General features: G+C 69.4%; 23 protein-coding genes. All 23 read left to right on the top strand.

Going from position 1 to position 13,090, the window contains the following annotated elements; translation table 11 throughout:
* The first annotated feature begins 3 nt into the window (after positions 1 to 3).
* Positions 4 to 282: a hypothetical protein gene (locus tag ACODSL_RS16125; RefSeq protein ID WP_488901740.1), complete on the top strand. Its 279-nt coding sequence runs from the start codon at positions 4 to 6 to the stop codon at positions 280 to 282.
* Positions 279 to 500 (top strand): hypothetical protein, encoded by a 222-nt coding sequence (locus ACODSL_RS16120; RefSeq protein ID WP_488901739.1) that lies wholly within the window; start codon positions 279 to 281, stop codon positions 498 to 500. The genes ACODSL_RS16125 and ACODSL_RS16120 overlap by 4 nt, the downstream gene beginning before the upstream one ends.
* The gene (locus ACODSL_RS16115) at positions 497 to 1,024 is read left to right on the top strand and encodes a host-nuclease inhibitor Gam family protein (RefSeq protein WP_488901738.1); all 528 of its coding nucleotides are present in this window, start codon (positions 497 to 499) and stop codon (positions 1,022 to 1,024) included. Before ACODSL_RS16120 ends, ACODSL_RS16115 begins: the two co-directional genes overlap by 4 nt.
* Positions 1,021 to 1,320 (top strand): hypothetical protein, encoded by a 300-nt coding sequence (locus ACODSL_RS16110; RefSeq protein WP_488901737.1) that lies wholly within the window; start codon positions 1,021 to 1,023, stop codon positions 1,318 to 1,320. Before ACODSL_RS16115 ends, ACODSL_RS16110 begins: the two co-directional genes overlap by 4 nt.
* Positions 1,317 to 1,541 (top strand): hypothetical protein, encoded by a 225-nt coding sequence (locus ACODSL_RS16105; RefSeq protein WP_488901736.1) that lies wholly within the window; start codon positions 1,317 to 1,319, stop codon positions 1,539 to 1,541. Before ACODSL_RS16110 ends, ACODSL_RS16105 begins: the two co-directional genes overlap by 4 nt.
* On the top strand, positions 1,541 to 2,332 hold the full coding sequence (locus ACODSL_RS16100; protein ID WP_488901735.1) for a hypothetical protein: 792 nt from the start codon (positions 1,541 to 1,543) through the stop codon (positions 2,330 to 2,332). Before ACODSL_RS16105 ends, ACODSL_RS16100 begins: the two co-directional genes overlap by 1 nt.
* The gene (locus ACODSL_RS16095) at positions 2,329 to 2,652 is read left to right on the top strand and encodes a hypothetical protein (RefSeq protein ID WP_488901734.1); all 324 of its coding nucleotides are present in this window, start codon (positions 2,329 to 2,331) and stop codon (positions 2,650 to 2,652) included. Before ACODSL_RS16100 ends, ACODSL_RS16095 begins: the two co-directional genes overlap by 4 nt.
* Before the next feature lie 148 nt (positions 2,653 to 2,800).
* Complete coding sequence (locus tag ACODSL_RS16090) at positions 2,801 to 3,643, top strand: hypothetical protein (RefSeq protein ID WP_488901733.1); 843 nt, start codon at positions 2,801 to 2,803, stop codon at positions 3,641 to 3,643.
* On the top strand, positions 3,640 to 3,933 hold the full coding sequence (locus tag ACODSL_RS16085; RefSeq protein WP_488901732.1) for a hypothetical protein: 294 nt from the start codon (positions 3,640 to 3,642) through the stop codon (positions 3,931 to 3,933). Before ACODSL_RS16090 ends, ACODSL_RS16085 begins: the two co-directional genes overlap by 4 nt.
* Positions 3,930 to 4,499: a gp16 family protein gene (locus ACODSL_RS16080; RefSeq protein ID WP_488901731.1), complete on the top strand. Its 570-nt coding sequence runs from the start codon at positions 3,930 to 3,932 to the stop codon at positions 4,497 to 4,499. The genes ACODSL_RS16085 and ACODSL_RS16080 overlap by 4 nt, the downstream gene beginning before the upstream one ends.
* Entirely contained in the window at positions 4,499 to 4,750 is a 252-nt protein-coding gene (locus ACODSL_RS16075; protein ID WP_488901730.1) for a hypothetical protein, read from the top strand. Before ACODSL_RS16080 ends, ACODSL_RS16075 begins: the two co-directional genes overlap by 1 nt.
* Positions 4,747 to 4,998 carry a hypothetical protein gene (locus tag ACODSL_RS16070; RefSeq protein ID WP_488901729.1) on the top strand — a complete coding sequence of 84 codons (252 nt, stop codon included), beginning with the start codon at positions 4,747 to 4,749 and terminating at the stop codon, positions 4,996 to 4,998. The genes ACODSL_RS16075 and ACODSL_RS16070 overlap by 4 nt, the downstream gene beginning before the upstream one ends.
* Positions 4,998 to 5,393 carry a helix-turn-helix domain-containing protein gene (locus ACODSL_RS16065; RefSeq protein WP_488901728.1) on the top strand — a complete coding sequence of 132 codons (396 nt, stop codon included), beginning with the start codon at positions 4,998 to 5,000 and terminating at the stop codon, positions 5,391 to 5,393. Before ACODSL_RS16070 ends, ACODSL_RS16065 begins: the two co-directional genes overlap by 1 nt.
* Positions 5,394 to 5,455: 62 nt before the next feature.
* Positions 5,456 to 6,085: a glycoside hydrolase family 108 protein gene (locus ACODSL_RS16060; RefSeq protein ID WP_488901727.1), complete on the top strand. Its 630-nt coding sequence runs from the start codon at positions 5,456 to 5,458 to the stop codon at positions 6,083 to 6,085.
* Entirely contained in the window at positions 6,078 to 6,407 is a 330-nt protein-coding gene (locus ACODSL_RS16055; protein ID WP_488901726.1) for a hypothetical protein, read from the top strand. Before ACODSL_RS16060 ends, ACODSL_RS16055 begins: the two co-directional genes overlap by 8 nt.
* Positions 6,408 to 6,513: 106 nt before the next feature.
* Positions 6,514 to 7,047, top strand: a complete 534-nt coding sequence (locus ACODSL_RS16050; protein ID WP_488901725.1) for a hypothetical protein — start codon at positions 6,514 to 6,516, stop codon at positions 7,045 to 7,047.
* On the top strand, positions 7,031 to 7,267 hold the full coding sequence (locus ACODSL_RS16045; protein ID WP_488901724.1) for a hypothetical protein: 237 nt from the start codon (positions 7,031 to 7,033) through the stop codon (positions 7,265 to 7,267). Before ACODSL_RS16050 ends, ACODSL_RS16045 begins: the two co-directional genes overlap by 17 nt.
* On the top strand, positions 7,264 to 7,644 hold the full coding sequence (locus ACODSL_RS16040; protein WP_488901723.1) for a DUF2730 family protein: 381 nt from the start codon (positions 7,264 to 7,266) through the stop codon (positions 7,642 to 7,644). Before ACODSL_RS16045 ends, ACODSL_RS16040 begins: the two co-directional genes overlap by 4 nt.
* Complete coding sequence (locus ACODSL_RS16035; RefSeq protein WP_488901722.1) at positions 7,641 to 7,946, top strand: VpaChn25_0724 family phage protein; 306 nt, start codon at positions 7,641 to 7,643, stop codon at positions 7,944 to 7,946. The genes ACODSL_RS16040 and ACODSL_RS16035 overlap by 4 nt, the downstream gene beginning before the upstream one ends.
* A 4-nt stretch (positions 7,947 to 7,950) precedes the next feature.
* Complete coding sequence (locus ACODSL_RS16030) at positions 7,951 to 8,526, top strand: phage protein Gp27 family protein (RefSeq protein ID WP_488901721.1); 576 nt, start codon at positions 7,951 to 7,953, stop codon at positions 8,524 to 8,526.
* Positions 8,523 to 10,100, top strand: a complete 1,578-nt coding sequence (locus tag ACODSL_RS16025) for a hypothetical protein (protein ID WP_488901720.1) — start codon at positions 8,523 to 8,525, stop codon at positions 10,098 to 10,100. The genes ACODSL_RS16030 and ACODSL_RS16025 overlap by 4 nt, the downstream gene beginning before the upstream one ends.
* Complete coding sequence (locus ACODSL_RS16020) at positions 10,100 to 11,773, top strand: DUF935 domain-containing protein (protein WP_488901719.1); 1,674 nt, start codon at positions 10,100 to 10,102, stop codon at positions 11,771 to 11,773. Before ACODSL_RS16025 ends, ACODSL_RS16020 begins: the two co-directional genes overlap by 1 nt.
* A partial coding sequence (locus tag ACODSL_RS16015) for a hypothetical protein (protein WP_488901718.1) occupies positions 11,770 to 13,090 on the top strand: 1,321 nt, incomplete at its 3' end. The genes ACODSL_RS16020 and ACODSL_RS16015, both read left to right, overlap by 4 nt.

Raw genomic sequence — 13,090 nt, 5'->3', positions numbered from 1 at the left:
ATCATGGTTGACCTCTACCTCCCCAACCGCCTGCGCCGCGACATCAAGATGCTGCGCACCCTGGCCCTGGCCCAGCGCCTCGACCAGGAGAGCTTCGACTTCCTGATCGACCGCCTGCTCACCACGACGGACGGCGTCCAGCGCGAGCTGGAATCGATCGAGGGCGAGCCCGAGTTCTTTGCGGTCACCCGCGACGGCATCTCGGCCCTGGACGCGGGCCCGACCGACACCGAGGCGCGGTCCTACGGACGCCTGAAGTGCATCGACGGAGGGCTCTCATGATCGCCCTCGCCCGCTGGCTGGTTGGCATCCCGGCGGCGATCGGCCGCTGGCGCGCCTACCGCCAGCTGGTGACCACGGGCCCCGCCTACCGGGAGTGCGAACGCAATCCCGACCGCGACCGCCAGCGCCAGGCCATCGCCGCCCGCCGCGCCTTTCTCGCCGACCTTTCACCCAACCAGCGCGCCATCGCGCTCATGCCCCATGGAGACGACCGTTGACCAAGACGAAGACCAAGACCGCCGCCGCGCCCGCCGCCCAGTCGCGGGACGAGGTCGAGCAGCTGATCGCACAGATCGGCCAACATCAGCGCGAGCTGCAGCGGCACGAGGCCAACCTCGGTGACCGACTGGCCGAGATCAAACGCCACGCCGAGGAGCGCGCCCTGCCGTTGAAGCAGGAGATCGCCGCGGCCCAGGACAAGATCGCCCGGTGGTGCGAGGTCAATCGCGAGGAGCTGGCCCGCCAGGGCAAGACCAAGACGGTCGAGTTCACCACCGGCAAGGTGAGCTGGCGTCATCGGCCGCCGTCAGTGACGCTGCGCAAGGTCGAGGATGTGATCAACTTCCTGCGCTCGGCCAAGGGCGGCATGAGCTTCCTGCGCATCAAGGAGGAGGTGAACAAGGAGGCGCTGCTCGGCGCGCCGCAGTTCGCCGCCACCATCCCCGGCGTGAAGATCGGGTCGGCTGGCGAAGACTTCATCGTCGAGCCGTTCGCCGGCGAGCTGGCCGAGGTGGCGGCGTGAAAATCACCCACACCGAAGTCAGCCAGATCGCCACCGGCGGCGTGCTGTTCACCTTCTGCTCTCAGGTCCTGTCGGAGTTCGAGCGGTCGCTGGTGGCCGATATCTGCGAGCGGTTCATCCAGGACGGTCCGGACATGCGGACCACGCCCGAGGAATTCTGCGCCTTCCGGGAGGCGGTGCGGGCGATGGCTTCGCTGGCCGTCCCAGGCTTCACCATTTCGGTCGCCTCCGATCCGATGGACCCGCGCGGCGTTCGGGGCGTCTGCGCGGCCCAGGCTTCGGAGGCCCGGCCATGACCGGCCTGGCCCTCACGCCGTCCCGGCAGGTGCAGCTTGAGGATGGTCCGGTGATGATCTCGCCGGTGGTCTTCGACGGCCAATGCGCCGGCGTCCTGATCCGCACGCCTGGAACCCAGACGTTGATGACCGCCGACCAGGCCGACGCCTTCGCCGCTGAGCTGCGTGAGAAGGCCGCGACCGCTCGCATGGCCGCTGGCCCCGCCGGGGGAGCGGCCTGATGACCCGAACCCCGATCTTCCGCTGGACCCCGGAGCGCACCGCGCTGCTGGTCCGCACCTATCGCGAGGAAGGCCTGCAGGTCGACCAGATCGCCGACCTGCTCAGCCAGGACGCCGGCGTCGCGGTCGGTCCTCGGGTGGTCAGCCGCAAGGTGGCGACCATGGGCCTGGCCAAGGGCCGGGACCCGGCCATGATCAAGGCTCAGCGCTCCGCCGTCGGCATCCGCGCCCGTGAGAAACGCCGGGCCCGGGATGCGGCGCGCGGCCTGTTCGTCTGGAATGACGCCAGGATCGCCCTGACGACCAGGCTCTACCTGATCGACAATCTGTCGGGCGACCAGATTGCCCGCCGCCTGGGCGACGGCTGCACTGCTCGCCAGGTCGTGGCGCTGACCTCGCGCCTGGGCCTGCCCTCGCGCCGCGATCCCTCCGTCCTGGCCGAGCTGCGCCGCGAGATCCTGCGGGAGAACGCGCCCCTCGGTGCGCTGGCGACCAGCCGCAAGTGGCAGGCCGCGCGGGCCGCCGGGTTCACGCCGTCACATAAGTCCGCCCGAGGCCGCCCGGCCCCCAAGCCCGCCGGCCCGGTGATCGACACCGACTTGCGCGCCCTGATCGATGCGGCCGTGGCGGCCGGGAAGGTGACCGTGCTGCAGCCTGGCCAGGCCGCCGGCCTCTCGTCTCTGGAGCGCCATCTGTGGACGGCCCCAGCGGGCAACGGCAACTGGAAGGCGGCCGTCGATCAGAACCGCCGCGCCGCCCGCCTGGTCCGCAAGCGCGAGGGCGTGGCATGAGCCGCCGGATCAAGTCGCCGGGCCGCCCGATCGCCCAATGGCTGGCGTGGAAGCCATCGTTCGCCGAGCTGTTCGACAGGTTCGCCAAAGACTGGACGCCACCCCATCAGGTCAAGGTCCAGCCGACCGTTCGGGGTTCGACCTGGACGGCCACCTTTGGGACCGCCACCGGCCAGCGGCCCACCGTCATCGTCCGTCTCCGCCATGGCTGGGACCCGATCACCGAAGCGGAGGTGATCGACAGCCGTGTGAAGTTCTCGTGGCGGATCTCCGGCGCGGATCTGCGCGCCGCCCATCAACCTGACATCGAGGCCGCCTAAGTGACCCACGCTCCGGATATCTCGCCATTCGGCGGGACCAATGGTGAAGCCTTCGCCCGCGACCAGGCCTATGTTAGCGCGGTCCTGCGGGCCAAGCCCGACGGCTTTGCCTGGACGACATCCAGCCCCCCCCCCCCCTGCAGCGACCGTGCCAACGCCGGTCGGTCTTCGCCCGGTGCGCACGCTAGTGCTGGCGCAGCTGACCCCGAACGTGCCGGCCACGGAGGCTCCCCGGTTCGCCCTGGTCGATCCGCAGGATCTGTTGGTCGACGAGAGCTACCAGCGGGGTCTGTCGAACCGCTCGATCAAGCTGATCCGGCGGATGGTCGGCGGCTGGGACTGGCGCAAATACAAGCCGCCAGTGGTCGCCAGGACGGCGGCCGGCCTGGAAGTTCTGGACGGCCAGCACACCGCGATCGGCGCGGCCAGCCATCCGCTCATCGACAAGATCCCGGTGATGATCGTGGTCGCTGATCACCAGGCCGAGCGCGCGGCCGCGTTCGTCGGCCACAACAAGGAGCGCCTGAACCTCACGCCGATGCAGATGCACGCGGCCGCGGCCGCCGCCGGCGACGTGGACGCCCAGGCCATCAACCGGGCCTGCCGTGAGGCCGGCGTGGTGGTCCTGAAGTCGCCCCGCTACGACGGGTTCCGCGCCGGAGAGACCATCGCCGTCGGCGCGATCGACGCCCTGGTGAAGCGTCGCGATCACAACGCCGCCGTCCAAGTCCTGACCATCCTGGTCGCCGCCGGCTGCGCGCCGGTAGGGGCGAACTGGATCAAGGCCGTCGATCTGCTGCTCCACGGCTCGGAATACGCAGGCGTGCTGGAGGCCGAGGACCTGAGGACCTTGATCGCCGGCTCGGCCGGGGACCTGGAAAAGGAAGCGGCCCTCTTCGCGGGCGCCCATGGCGTGGTGACCTGGAAGGCCCTGGCCGTGGTCAGCTTCCGCAAGTGCCGCAAGCGTCGCCGCCGGGGTGCGGATCAATGAGCGCGCCTCTTCCTGATCGGACGCCTGCCGAGATTGCCAGGGTGGAGCGACTCTCCAACGCCCTGCTGGTTGTTCTCCATGACGAGTGGGACGACGAGGAGGCCGCCCATGGCGCGCTTCATCCCGCCGATTTTATGGAGGCGGCGCTCATGGCCGCCGCGGCGCTTGGGGCTCAGCACGTCTGTCCGAAGGCCGACTTCGCGAAGGTTATCGGCGACCATAGCCAGCTGTTCACAGAGTGCTTCAGCGTTGCGCTCCACGGCTGGGTCCGGGGAAGGCTGTCCTCATGACTGCCGCCGCTCACGCCCCGCGCCCGGGCCGCAATCCACGCCTGGCGAAGATCCACATCGCCCGCAAGGAGCTGGCCCTGGATGACGAGACCTATCGCGCCATCCTGCAGCGCCTGACCGGCGAGACCAGCTCGGCCGACTGCACCGACGCCCAGCTCGACCGGGTGCTGGACGAGTTCAAGGCCAAGGGCTGGAAGCCCACGGTCGTCGCCGGCAGCGCCGTCGCCGCGCCCCGCCGCACGGATCGCCGGCCACGCCGGGCCGATCACCCGGCGGCCGGCAAGGCCCGCGCCTTGTGGATCTCGCTCCATCGCCTGGACGTCATCCGTGATCCGAGCGAGGCCGGCCTGGAGGCGTTCGCTCGCCGCCAGCTGAAGGTCGAGCGCCTGCAGTGGGCCGACCAGGCGCTGGTCTACAAGCTGATCGAGGCGCTGAAGGCCATGGCCACCCGCGCCGGCTGGTCCCAGGACGTCGCCGGCGTGCCGCTGGACCAGCAGGGCCAGGTTCTGCGCGATCGCCTGGAGGCGCTGCTGACCGTCAGGGCGGCGGAGGCGCGCGACCTCTGATGACCGCCGCCCGCCTGCCCTACCGCGACGATACGTTCGACGGCGACGACCAGGGCATCGCCCAGGTCAGCGTCATCGCGGCGGCAAGGGCGCGCCTGGAGGAAGCCGAGGATGCCTGGCGGCAGGCGATCTACTGGAACCGCAGGGCGACGCCGTCCAACCGCGAGGTCCGCGCGCGGCATCTGCGAACCTGCACGGTGGCGGCCCTCGAAGCCGCCGCCGCGCTCCGCCGTCTGGAGGCCGGTCAGTGACCGCCGCCGCGCCACGCCTCAGCCCCATCTGGCTGCTGCCGATCGAGGCGGCCCGCGCCATGGCGCCGGAGTCGATCGCCGAGCGGATGCGTTGGCTGGAGATGCAGGGCGTCACCTTCCGCCAGTCGGCGCTGATGATGGTCATCGGCCGCAGCTTCGTGGCGGAGATCCTGTTCGATCGTCCCTGCGAGCTGGGACATGTTTCCTTGCGGTTCCAGACCGGCGTGCCGGTTCGGGAGAACGGCTGATGGCCCTCGCCCGCGAGCCCTTCTACACAGACACCGGCGATGTCAGCCCGACGCTGGGGAGCCTGACTTCGCTGCTGGGCGAGGAGGCGGTGCAGAAGCTCTCGGCCGTGTTCGGCGGCCGCAGGATCTATGTTCCGGCGCGCCTGGGTGAGGCCCACCCGCTGGCGGTCGCCGCCGGCCTGGAGGCCGCCCAGCAGCTGGCCGCCAACTTCGCCGGCAGCACCCTGACCCTGCCGATCACCCCGGCCCGCCGGCAGGAGGTGATCGACCTTGGCGCTGCTGGATGGACGAAAGCCGCAATTGCGGCCAAGGTCCGCATGACCGAGCGGCGCGTCTACCAGATCCTCGAAGAGGAACGCGCCGGGACCCCCTCGCTGCAGCCGAGCCTCTTCTGACCGGCTCCTGCTGAAGTATTTCAGCAAAGAACGCACCTGGCTCCGACCGTAGCGTCGGTGGCATGAGCGCCGCCCACACTTACCCGTTCCCGTCCAAGCCCCAGGGCTGGACCAGCAGCGATCAGCAACGCTGGAACCAGGTCTTCGCCCGCATCCTCCGCGTCGAGGGCGGCTTCGTCGATGACGGCAGGGATCGGGGTGGGGCCACCAAGTTCGGCATCAGCCTGCGCTTCGCCAAGGCCCAGGGCGGGATCGACGCCAACCGCGACGGGTTCCAGGATCTGGATCTGAACCTGGACGGCGTGATCGACGGGTTCGATGTCCGCACCCTGACCGCCGATATCGCCGAGGCGCTCTACTTCCAGCACTTCTGGAAAGGCCCCGGGTTCTGGTCGCTGCCTCGCCCGATCGACGCGGCGGTGTTCGACCAGGCCGTCAACGGCGGGACCACCGCCGCCATCCGCCTGCTGCAGCGCGCCTGCTCCCGATGCGGGGTCGCGCTGAAGGACGACGGCGTCCTGGGCCCGATCACCCGGGCCGGCGTCGCCGAGGCCATCCGGGGCGGCCGGCTGCTGGAGGTCTACCGCACCGAGGCGGCCAACCGCTACCGCGCCATCGCCGCGATCGACCCAGGCCAGTCCCGCTTTCTGAACGGCTGGCTGCGCCGCGCCCAGGAGCTTGGTCGTGTCTGATCCCGCCGCCCTGCCCACCCGATTTGACGACCTGCTGGCCCAGCTTGCGCAAGAGCTGAAGGCCCGGAACATCACCCTGCCCGGCGTGGTCACGGGTCAGTGGGGCTCGTTCGGCCGTTACATCCGCGGCGGCTGGCGCTCGGCCGCCGCCTGGGTGTGCGTGCTGGCGATCGTGGTCAACGCGATCGTCCTGCCCCTGGCGCGCCTGTTCGGGTTTGCCGGGGAGCCGCTGTCCTGGGAGGGCGTCGCCGCCCTGGTCGGGGCGCTGGGCGTGCTGACCCACTACCGCTCGAAGGACCTGCAGGCGGAGGTGACGACGTGAGCGCCCTCCTCGCCGGATACCTGCAGGTCTGCGGCTTGCTGTTCCATGTCGGCGTCGGGGTGCTGGGTCTGTTCGGCCTCTATCTCCGCGCCGTGGGGAGGCCCAGATGAGCCTGACCGCCAAGCTCTCCATGATCGCCGGCGTGCTGCTGCTGGCGTCAGTCGGCCTGAACCTGTCGCTGGGCCGCGCGGTTAGCGCGCATCGGACCTGCGTCGCGGCCATCCGGCCAGACGCGAAACTGGGCGCCGACCCCCGCAAGCTCTGCGACCCCGTGACCGCCGCCCGCTGGGCCCGGGCCGTCCAGGCCGAGACCTGCGACGCGTCCCTGAGTGCGGTTCCCGAGAATCGCTACGGCGTGGCCAACAACTGCTCCACCGCCGTGAAGGCGGTGCAGGCCCAGCGGGACGCTGTCAGTTCCGAGCTGGCGGGCGTGATCACCGAGATGGCCGCCCTGCGCACCAATCAGACCGCCGCAATCCGTCGCGCCGAGACCGACGCCAGAACCCAAGTCGAGAGGAAGCTCCGTGCCCAAGCCGCCGTTGACCGCGCGCCTCGCACTCCTGATGGCCGTGTCCGCTGTGACGCTCGTTGCCTGCGCGACCGCCAGGGGACCGGAGACACCCATGACCCGGGCGGCTGATCCGGTCGTCGAGGTCCGCACCGAGACGCGGCTCTACTGCCCGCCTGACCTCTGGCGCGACGCCGGCGCGGACCTCGCGCCGGCCGATGACGCGGTGGTCGATCACAACGCGTCCGGCGGCCGTTGGCTGGACGATCTCATCGACATCTCGGGCGCGCGCCTGGGAATTATCCTCGCGGCCCGGAAGGCGTGCGAGTTGGCCGGAGCCGCGCCTCAGTGAAACAGCTTCTCGATTATTGGCCGCTGGCCTTGTTCGTCATCAACGCGGTGACCACCGGCGTGGCCTGGTCCCTCCGCCAGCTGGCCCAGAAAGAGGTCAAGGCGCTTGTCGATGCCTCGCACAACCAGCTCTCCGCTGAAGACCGCAGGATCGAGGGCATCACCGACGATCACGGCCATCGCCTGACCGTCCTGGAGGAGGGCGTCAGGAACCTGCCCACGAAGGAAGACATGGCCCGGCTGGCGACATCGATCCACGGCGTGGCCCAGACCCAGGCGGCCCAAGGCGCCAAGCTCGACGCCGTCAAGGAGTCGGCCGGGTCCACGCAGGACTCCGTCGATCGGCTGTACCGCTACTTCCTGGAGAAGGGCGCGTGAGCAACTTCGCCGACTTCCTAGCCCAGGATCGTCGCCTGGCCATTCTGCGCCTGCTGGTCGAGGCCAGGGGCGAGGCCAGCGAAAGCGTCATCGAGAAGGGCCTCAGCGCGCTCGGCCACCGTGTCGGCGTGGACCGCGATGTTGTGCGGGAGGAGTTCACCTTTCTGGAGACCGCCGGCTGCGTGAAGACCGAATGGTTCGGCGATCGCGTCCAGGTCGCCAAGATCACCAAGCGCGGCAAGGCCGTCACCGACGGGAAGATCACGGTCGAGGGCGTCGCCGAACCGTCCATGGGGGTCTGAACCCATGGCCGGACCCAGACAGAAGCGCCAGCCTTCGACCATAGACCGCCTGCCGGTCGAGCTGAGAGACCTGATCGCCAAGCTCAAGCGTGAAGGCCGGACGGTCACCGAGATCCACCAGCATCTGGAGCAGCTGCAGGCCGGCGTTTCGCGATCGGCCGTGGGCCGTCACGTCAAGTCGATGGCCGAGATCGGCGAGGACATGCGCCGCGCCGGCGAGATGGCCCGGTTCGTGGTCGACCAGTTCGGCGAGGAGACCGATGAGCGCGTCGGCCGCGCCAACATGGCGATCCTGCAGGGCGCCATCATGGAGCTGCTCACCGAGCGCCCGGTCGACGAGGAAACCGGTGAGGTCGCCCGGCTCGACGCCGGCGAAATGAAGGCCCTTTCGCTGTCGCTGCAGCGCCTGATCAGCTCCCAGCGCGTGGACGCCGATCGGCAGATGAAGATGCGGGTCGAGGCCCGCAAGGAAGCCGCCCAGGAAGCGGCCGCCGCGGTGGACAAGGTGGTCAAGGCCGAGGGTCTGACCAAGGCCACGGCCGACGCGATCAAGGCCAGCATCCTGGGCATCGCGACATGACGCTGACCACGCCGCCCACCGTGGAGCTGCTGCAAGGTCCGCCCGCCGTCATGCTGTCCTACCAGCAGCGGCTGCTGGCCTCGACGGCGGACGTGGTCGTCTACGAGAAGAGCCGGCGGATCGGCATCTCATGGGCGGCGGCGGCGGCGGCCGTTCTCGCCTCCTCGGTCAGCAAGTCCGACGGCGGGATGGACACCCTCTACATCGGCTATGAGAAGGAGATGACGCGCGGGTTCATCGACGACTGCGCGTTCTGGGCCAAGCATTTCAGCGTCGCCGCCGTCACGGTCGAGGAGTTCCTGTTCGTCGAGCAGGACCCCGTCGGCGACCGGTCGATCCAGGCCTTCCGAATCCGGTTCGCCTCGGGCAACGAGATCGTCGCCCTGACCTCCCGCCCCCGCAACCTGCGCGGCAAGCAAGGCTTCGTCATCCTCGACGAGGCGGCCTTCATGGACGACCTGGAGGAGATGCTGAAGGCGGCCTTCGCGCTGCTGATCTGGGGCGGCCGGGTCTGGATCATCTCCACCCACGACGGCGTGGACAACCCGTTCAACGAGTTGGTCGAGGAGTGCCGCGCGAGGAAGAAGCCGTTCGAGCTGCTGCGGACGACTTTCCGCGACGCGCTCGACGACGGTCTCTATCGGCGCATCTGCCTGACCCAGGGCGTGGAGTGGACACCCGAAAAGGAAGCCGAGTTCGAGGCCGGCATCCGGGCCAACTACGGCGCCGGCGCGGCCGAAGAGCTGGACGTCATCCCCAGCCAGGGCTCCGGCGTCTACCTGACCCGCGCGGTGATCGAGGCCTGCTCGGTTCCTGACCGACCGGTCCTGCGCCTGCATGTCCCGCCCGACTTCGAGCTGAAGCCCGAGGCGGAACGCCGGTCCTACGTCGACGCCTGGCTTGAGCAGATCGTGGCGCCGGAGCTGAAGAAGCTCGACCGAGGCCTGCGCCACTTCTTCGGCCAGGACTTCGCCCTGACCGGCGATGTGTCGGGCTATGCGCCCATGTGCATCGAGCGGTCGCTGAAGCGGTCCGTGCCCTTCCTGATCGAGATGCGCGGCGTCCCGCATGAGCAGCAAAAGCAGGTCGTCTTCTATGTGACCGAGCGCCTGCCCAGGTTCTCCGGCGGCAAGCTGGACGCCAACGGCAACGGTTCGTTCCTCGGCCAGGTCACCCTGCAGAAGTTCGGGGCCAGCCGCATCGAAGCGGTGAAGCCCAGCCAGGAGTGGTACCGCGAAAACATGCCGCCGATGAAGGCGGCCTTTGAAGACCGCGACATCTCGATCCCCGCGCACGCGGACGTGGTCGATGACCTGCGCCAGGTGAAGATCACCCGAGGCGTTCCCATGGTCCCGCCGAACGCGCGGTCGAAGGGCTCGGACGGGCTTTGGCGCCACGGCGACTTCGCGGTCGCCCTGGCCCTGGCCTACGCCGCGTCCAGCGGCGAGGTCAGCGAGTATGCCTACACCGGCGTCTCCCGCCGCGCCGACCAGCCGATCGGCCGCGATCACGACGACGACGACGACCGGCCCGCCACTCTTTCCCAAGACCTCAAACGCGCAGGAGCCTGGTGATGGCCGGCCTCGTTGACCATCTCGGCCGCCCGATCGACCTGGGCCAGCTGAAGCGGGAGGTCGCCGTGCCGACGGTGTCGGGCGTGCGGCAGATCATCTCCGGCCACCCTGCCCAGGGGCTCACCCCCGGGCGCCTGGCCAGCATCCTGCGCCAGGCCGAGGCAGACGATCCGGTCGCCTACCTGGAGCTGGCCCAGGACATGGAGGAGAAGGATCTCCACTACCTGTCGGTGCTGGGCACGCGCAAGCGCCAGGTCTGCCAGCTGGAGATCACGGTCGAGGCCGCGAGCGACTCGGCCGACGACGTCGCCAACGCCGACCTGGTCCGCCAATGGCTGCAGCGCGACACCCTGGACGACGACCTGTTCGACGTCATGGACGCGGTCGGCAAAGGGTTCTCCCTCTGCGAGCTGATCTGGGACATGAGCGAGCGGCAGTGGTGGCCAGGCCGGATCGAATACGTGGATCCGCGCTTCGTCCGGTTCGACCGCGTCACTGGCCGTCTCCCCATGCTGATCGGCGACAACGGCACGCCCGAGGATCTGGCGGCCTTCAAGTTCATCTTCCACCGGGTGCGGGCCAGCAGCGGCCTGCCGATCCGCGGCGGCCTGGCCCGGCCGGTCAGCTGGTTGTGGATGTTCAAGAACTACACGGTGAAGGACTGGGTGGCCTTCGCCGAGGTCTACGGCATGCCATTCCGCCTCGGGAAGTACGAGAGCGGCGCGACGCCCGAGGAGATCCGCACCCTGCTGCGGGCCCTGGCCGACTTTGGCGCGGACGCCGCTGCCGCCGTCCCCAAGTCGATGGACATCGAGTTCGTCGACGGCAAGGGCTCCACCGCCGACGGCGCGCTGTTCCGCGGCATGGCCGAATGGTTCGACCTGCAGATCTCCAAAGCCGTCCTGGGCCAGACCGCGACCACCGACGCGGTCACCGGTGGCCTGGGTTCGGGAAAGGAACACAACGACGTTCGCGGCGACATCGAGCGCGCCGACGCCAAGGGCCTGGCCGCCACGCTAAACCGCGACCTGGTCCGGCCGATGATCGACCTCAATCGCGGGCCGCCGAAGAAGGGCGCCTATCCGCGCCTGGTGATCGGTCGGGCCGACGCCTGGGACGTCGGGGTCATGATGCCGGCGATCAAGGCCTTCGTCGAACTGGGCGGTCGCGTGGAGGCCTCGGTCATCGGCGATCGCATCGGCATACCAGAGGCCAAGGCCGGCGCTGAAGTGCTCGTCGCGCCCTCACCGCCGCCGGCCGCGACGGCCCCGCAGGACGCCGCGCCACGGCCGCCCGCCGCCCCCGGGGAGCCGCTGACCCCCGGGAAACCCACCCGAGGCCCTTCTCAGGCTTCTCATAGCCTCTCACGGCCGCACCAAACCCCGAACGTCGCCCGCGCCGATGGCCCTGCGCCCGCTGCGCCCGACCCGATCGACCAGCTGATCGACGACGTCGTCGGCGATGGCGAGTGGGTCATGGCCCCGATGGCCGCCGCGATCGATGACGTCCTGGCCGATTGTTCGAGCCTGGAAGAGGCCCGCGAGAAGCTCGCGATCGCCGCCCAGACGATGGACGTCTCGGCCTTCTCCGAGCGCCTGGCGCAGGCCGCCTTCGCCGCCCGCCTCGCCGGCGTCACCGGCCTGACCCTGACCGATACCGAGGAGCCGGCATGACCGTACAGATCCCCGCCGAAGGCGCCTTCTATCGGGCCGACGGATCGTTCCTGGGCTACCGGGACATCGCCGCCACCCTGAAGGTCGATCTGGTCGCGACCCAGGAGTCCGGCCCCGCGTTGCCGCAGGATCTGACAGGACGCGTCTTCCTTCAGCGCATCATGGACGGCGAGGGCTCCGTCCTACGGGAGATCTATGGCGTCAACGGCGTCGATGGGCTGGCCCATCGGATCGCCTTTCCCCTCAGCGAGGCCGACACTCAAGCCTTGCTGCCCACCGGCGGCGTGGTGGCGCGTGACCTGGTCCACGTGATTGGCGAAGTCACCGTTGACGGGTTTGATCAGATCTTCAGCGCCGCGTTCGCCATTCGCAGTCTCCGGCGCGGGATGCCATCGACGGTCCTGTCGCTGCAGCCCAATGTCGGCATTGTCCTGGTTCGCTACGCCGGCGCGCCGCCCCTTTCGCTCCTGAAGGAGCTGATCGCGTCCGGGGAGCTCGAAGAAGACGCGGGCCAGGACGAGTTCGTCGAGTACCTGCAGGCGCCCGCGCTGGCAGCGGCGCAGCAGGTGCAGGACCTGCTGGCCAGCATCACGCCGGCCGCCCAAACACTATTCGACGACGCCACCTATGCGCAGATGCGGGCCACCCTGGGCCTGACGATCGGCACGCAGGTCCAGGCCTTCGACACCGTGGGTCCGACGGTGCAGGCCGACATCAGCGATCGCCTGTCGATGTCGTCGATCGCCGCGCAGGTGTTGGCCGGCGTCCTCGGCGTTACGATCGGTACGGCCGCCGCGCCGGGCGTCGCCTTCGCCGGCGACTCCAACACCGGATGGTTTCAGCCGGCGGCCGACACCCAGGCGTGGGCGAACGGCGGTGCTGAGCAGATGCGGCTGGTTACGACCGGACTGGGGGTCAAGACCACCAACGTCAAGGCCGAGCTGACCGTCGGCGGCGACATCCTGATTGGCGGAAGCGGTCGCGGCCTTCGGTTCAACTCCTATTATTCGGGAGCCTGGAAGTACTACGCGAGCGGCTACGCGGCGGCGCTGACCTTGGCGTCGGACGGGTCGCTTTACTACAGCAATACCGCCGTCACCGGCGCCGCCGACGCGACCGCGTCGTTCGACACCGTGTTCACGATCACCAAGGGCGGCCTCGTGGGGATCCGCAAGACGCCGACCGTCGCCCTGGATGTCAACGGCGCCGCGACTATCTCGGGAACCCTGACGCTCACCGCCGGCCTGATGACCGCCGGCGCTGCCACCGACATGATCTTCGAGCCGACGGCGGGCGCCGACATTGAGTTGAAGGTCA

This window comes from Caulobacter sp. FG121 (assembly GCF_057809815.1).
Note: the sequence above shows the minus strand (reverse complement) of the source record. Positions and strands in the feature narration are given on the sequence as shown.

Coding starts and splice junctions, on each gene's coding strand:
- ACODSL_RS16060 (WP_488901727.1), top strand. CDS start 5,456: ATGAGCGCCGCCCACACTTACCCGTTCCCGTCCAAGCCCCAGGGCTGG.
- ACODSL_RS16030 (WP_488901721.1), top strand. CDS start 7,951: ATGGCCGGACCCAGACAGAAGCGCCAGCCTTCGACCATAGACCGCCTG.
- ACODSL_RS16075 (WP_488901730.1), top strand. CDS start 4,499: ATGACCGCCGCCCGCCTGCCCTACCGCGACGATACGTTCGACGGCGAC.
- ACODSL_RS16050 (WP_488901725.1), top strand. CDS start 6,514: ATGAGCCTGACCGCCAAGCTCTCCATGATCGCCGGCGTGCTGCTGCTG.
- ACODSL_RS16025 (WP_488901720.1), top strand. CDS start 8,523: ATGACGCTGACCACGCCGCCCACCGTGGAGCTGCTGCAAGGTCCGCCC.
- ACODSL_RS16065 (WP_488901728.1), top strand. CDS start 4,998: ATGGCCCTCGCCCGCGAGCCCTTCTACACAGACACCGGCGATGTCAGC.
- ACODSL_RS16125 (WP_488901740.1), top strand. CDS start 4: ATGGTTGACCTCTACCTCCCCAACCGCCTGCGCCGCGACATCAAGATG.
- ACODSL_RS16045 (WP_488901724.1), top strand. CDS start 7,031: ATGACCCGGGCGGCTGATCCGGTCGTCGAGGTCCGCACCGAGACGCGG.
- ACODSL_RS16120 (WP_488901739.1), top strand. CDS start 279: ATGATCGCCCTCGCCCGCTGGCTGGTTGGCATCCCGGCGGCGATCGGC.
- ACODSL_RS16095 (WP_488901734.1), top strand. CDS start 2,329: ATGAGCCGCCGGATCAAGTCGCCGGGCCGCCCGATCGCCCAATGGCTG.
- ACODSL_RS16105 (WP_488901736.1), top strand. CDS start 1,317: ATGACCGGCCTGGCCCTCACGCCGTCCCGGCAGGTGCAGCTTGAGGAT.
- ACODSL_RS16020 (WP_488901719.1), top strand. CDS start 10,100: ATGGCCGGCCTCGTTGACCATCTCGGCCGCCCGATCGACCTGGGCCAG.
- ACODSL_RS16100 (WP_488901735.1), top strand. CDS start 1,541: ATGACCCGAACCCCGATCTTCCGCTGGACCCCGGAGCGCACCGCGCTG.
- ACODSL_RS16085 (WP_488901732.1), top strand. CDS start 3,640: ATGAGCGCGCCTCTTCCTGATCGGACGCCTGCCGAGATTGCCAGGGTG.
- ACODSL_RS16080 (WP_488901731.1), top strand. CDS start 3,930: ATGACTGCCGCCGCTCACGCCCCGCGCCCGGGCCGCAATCCACGCCTG.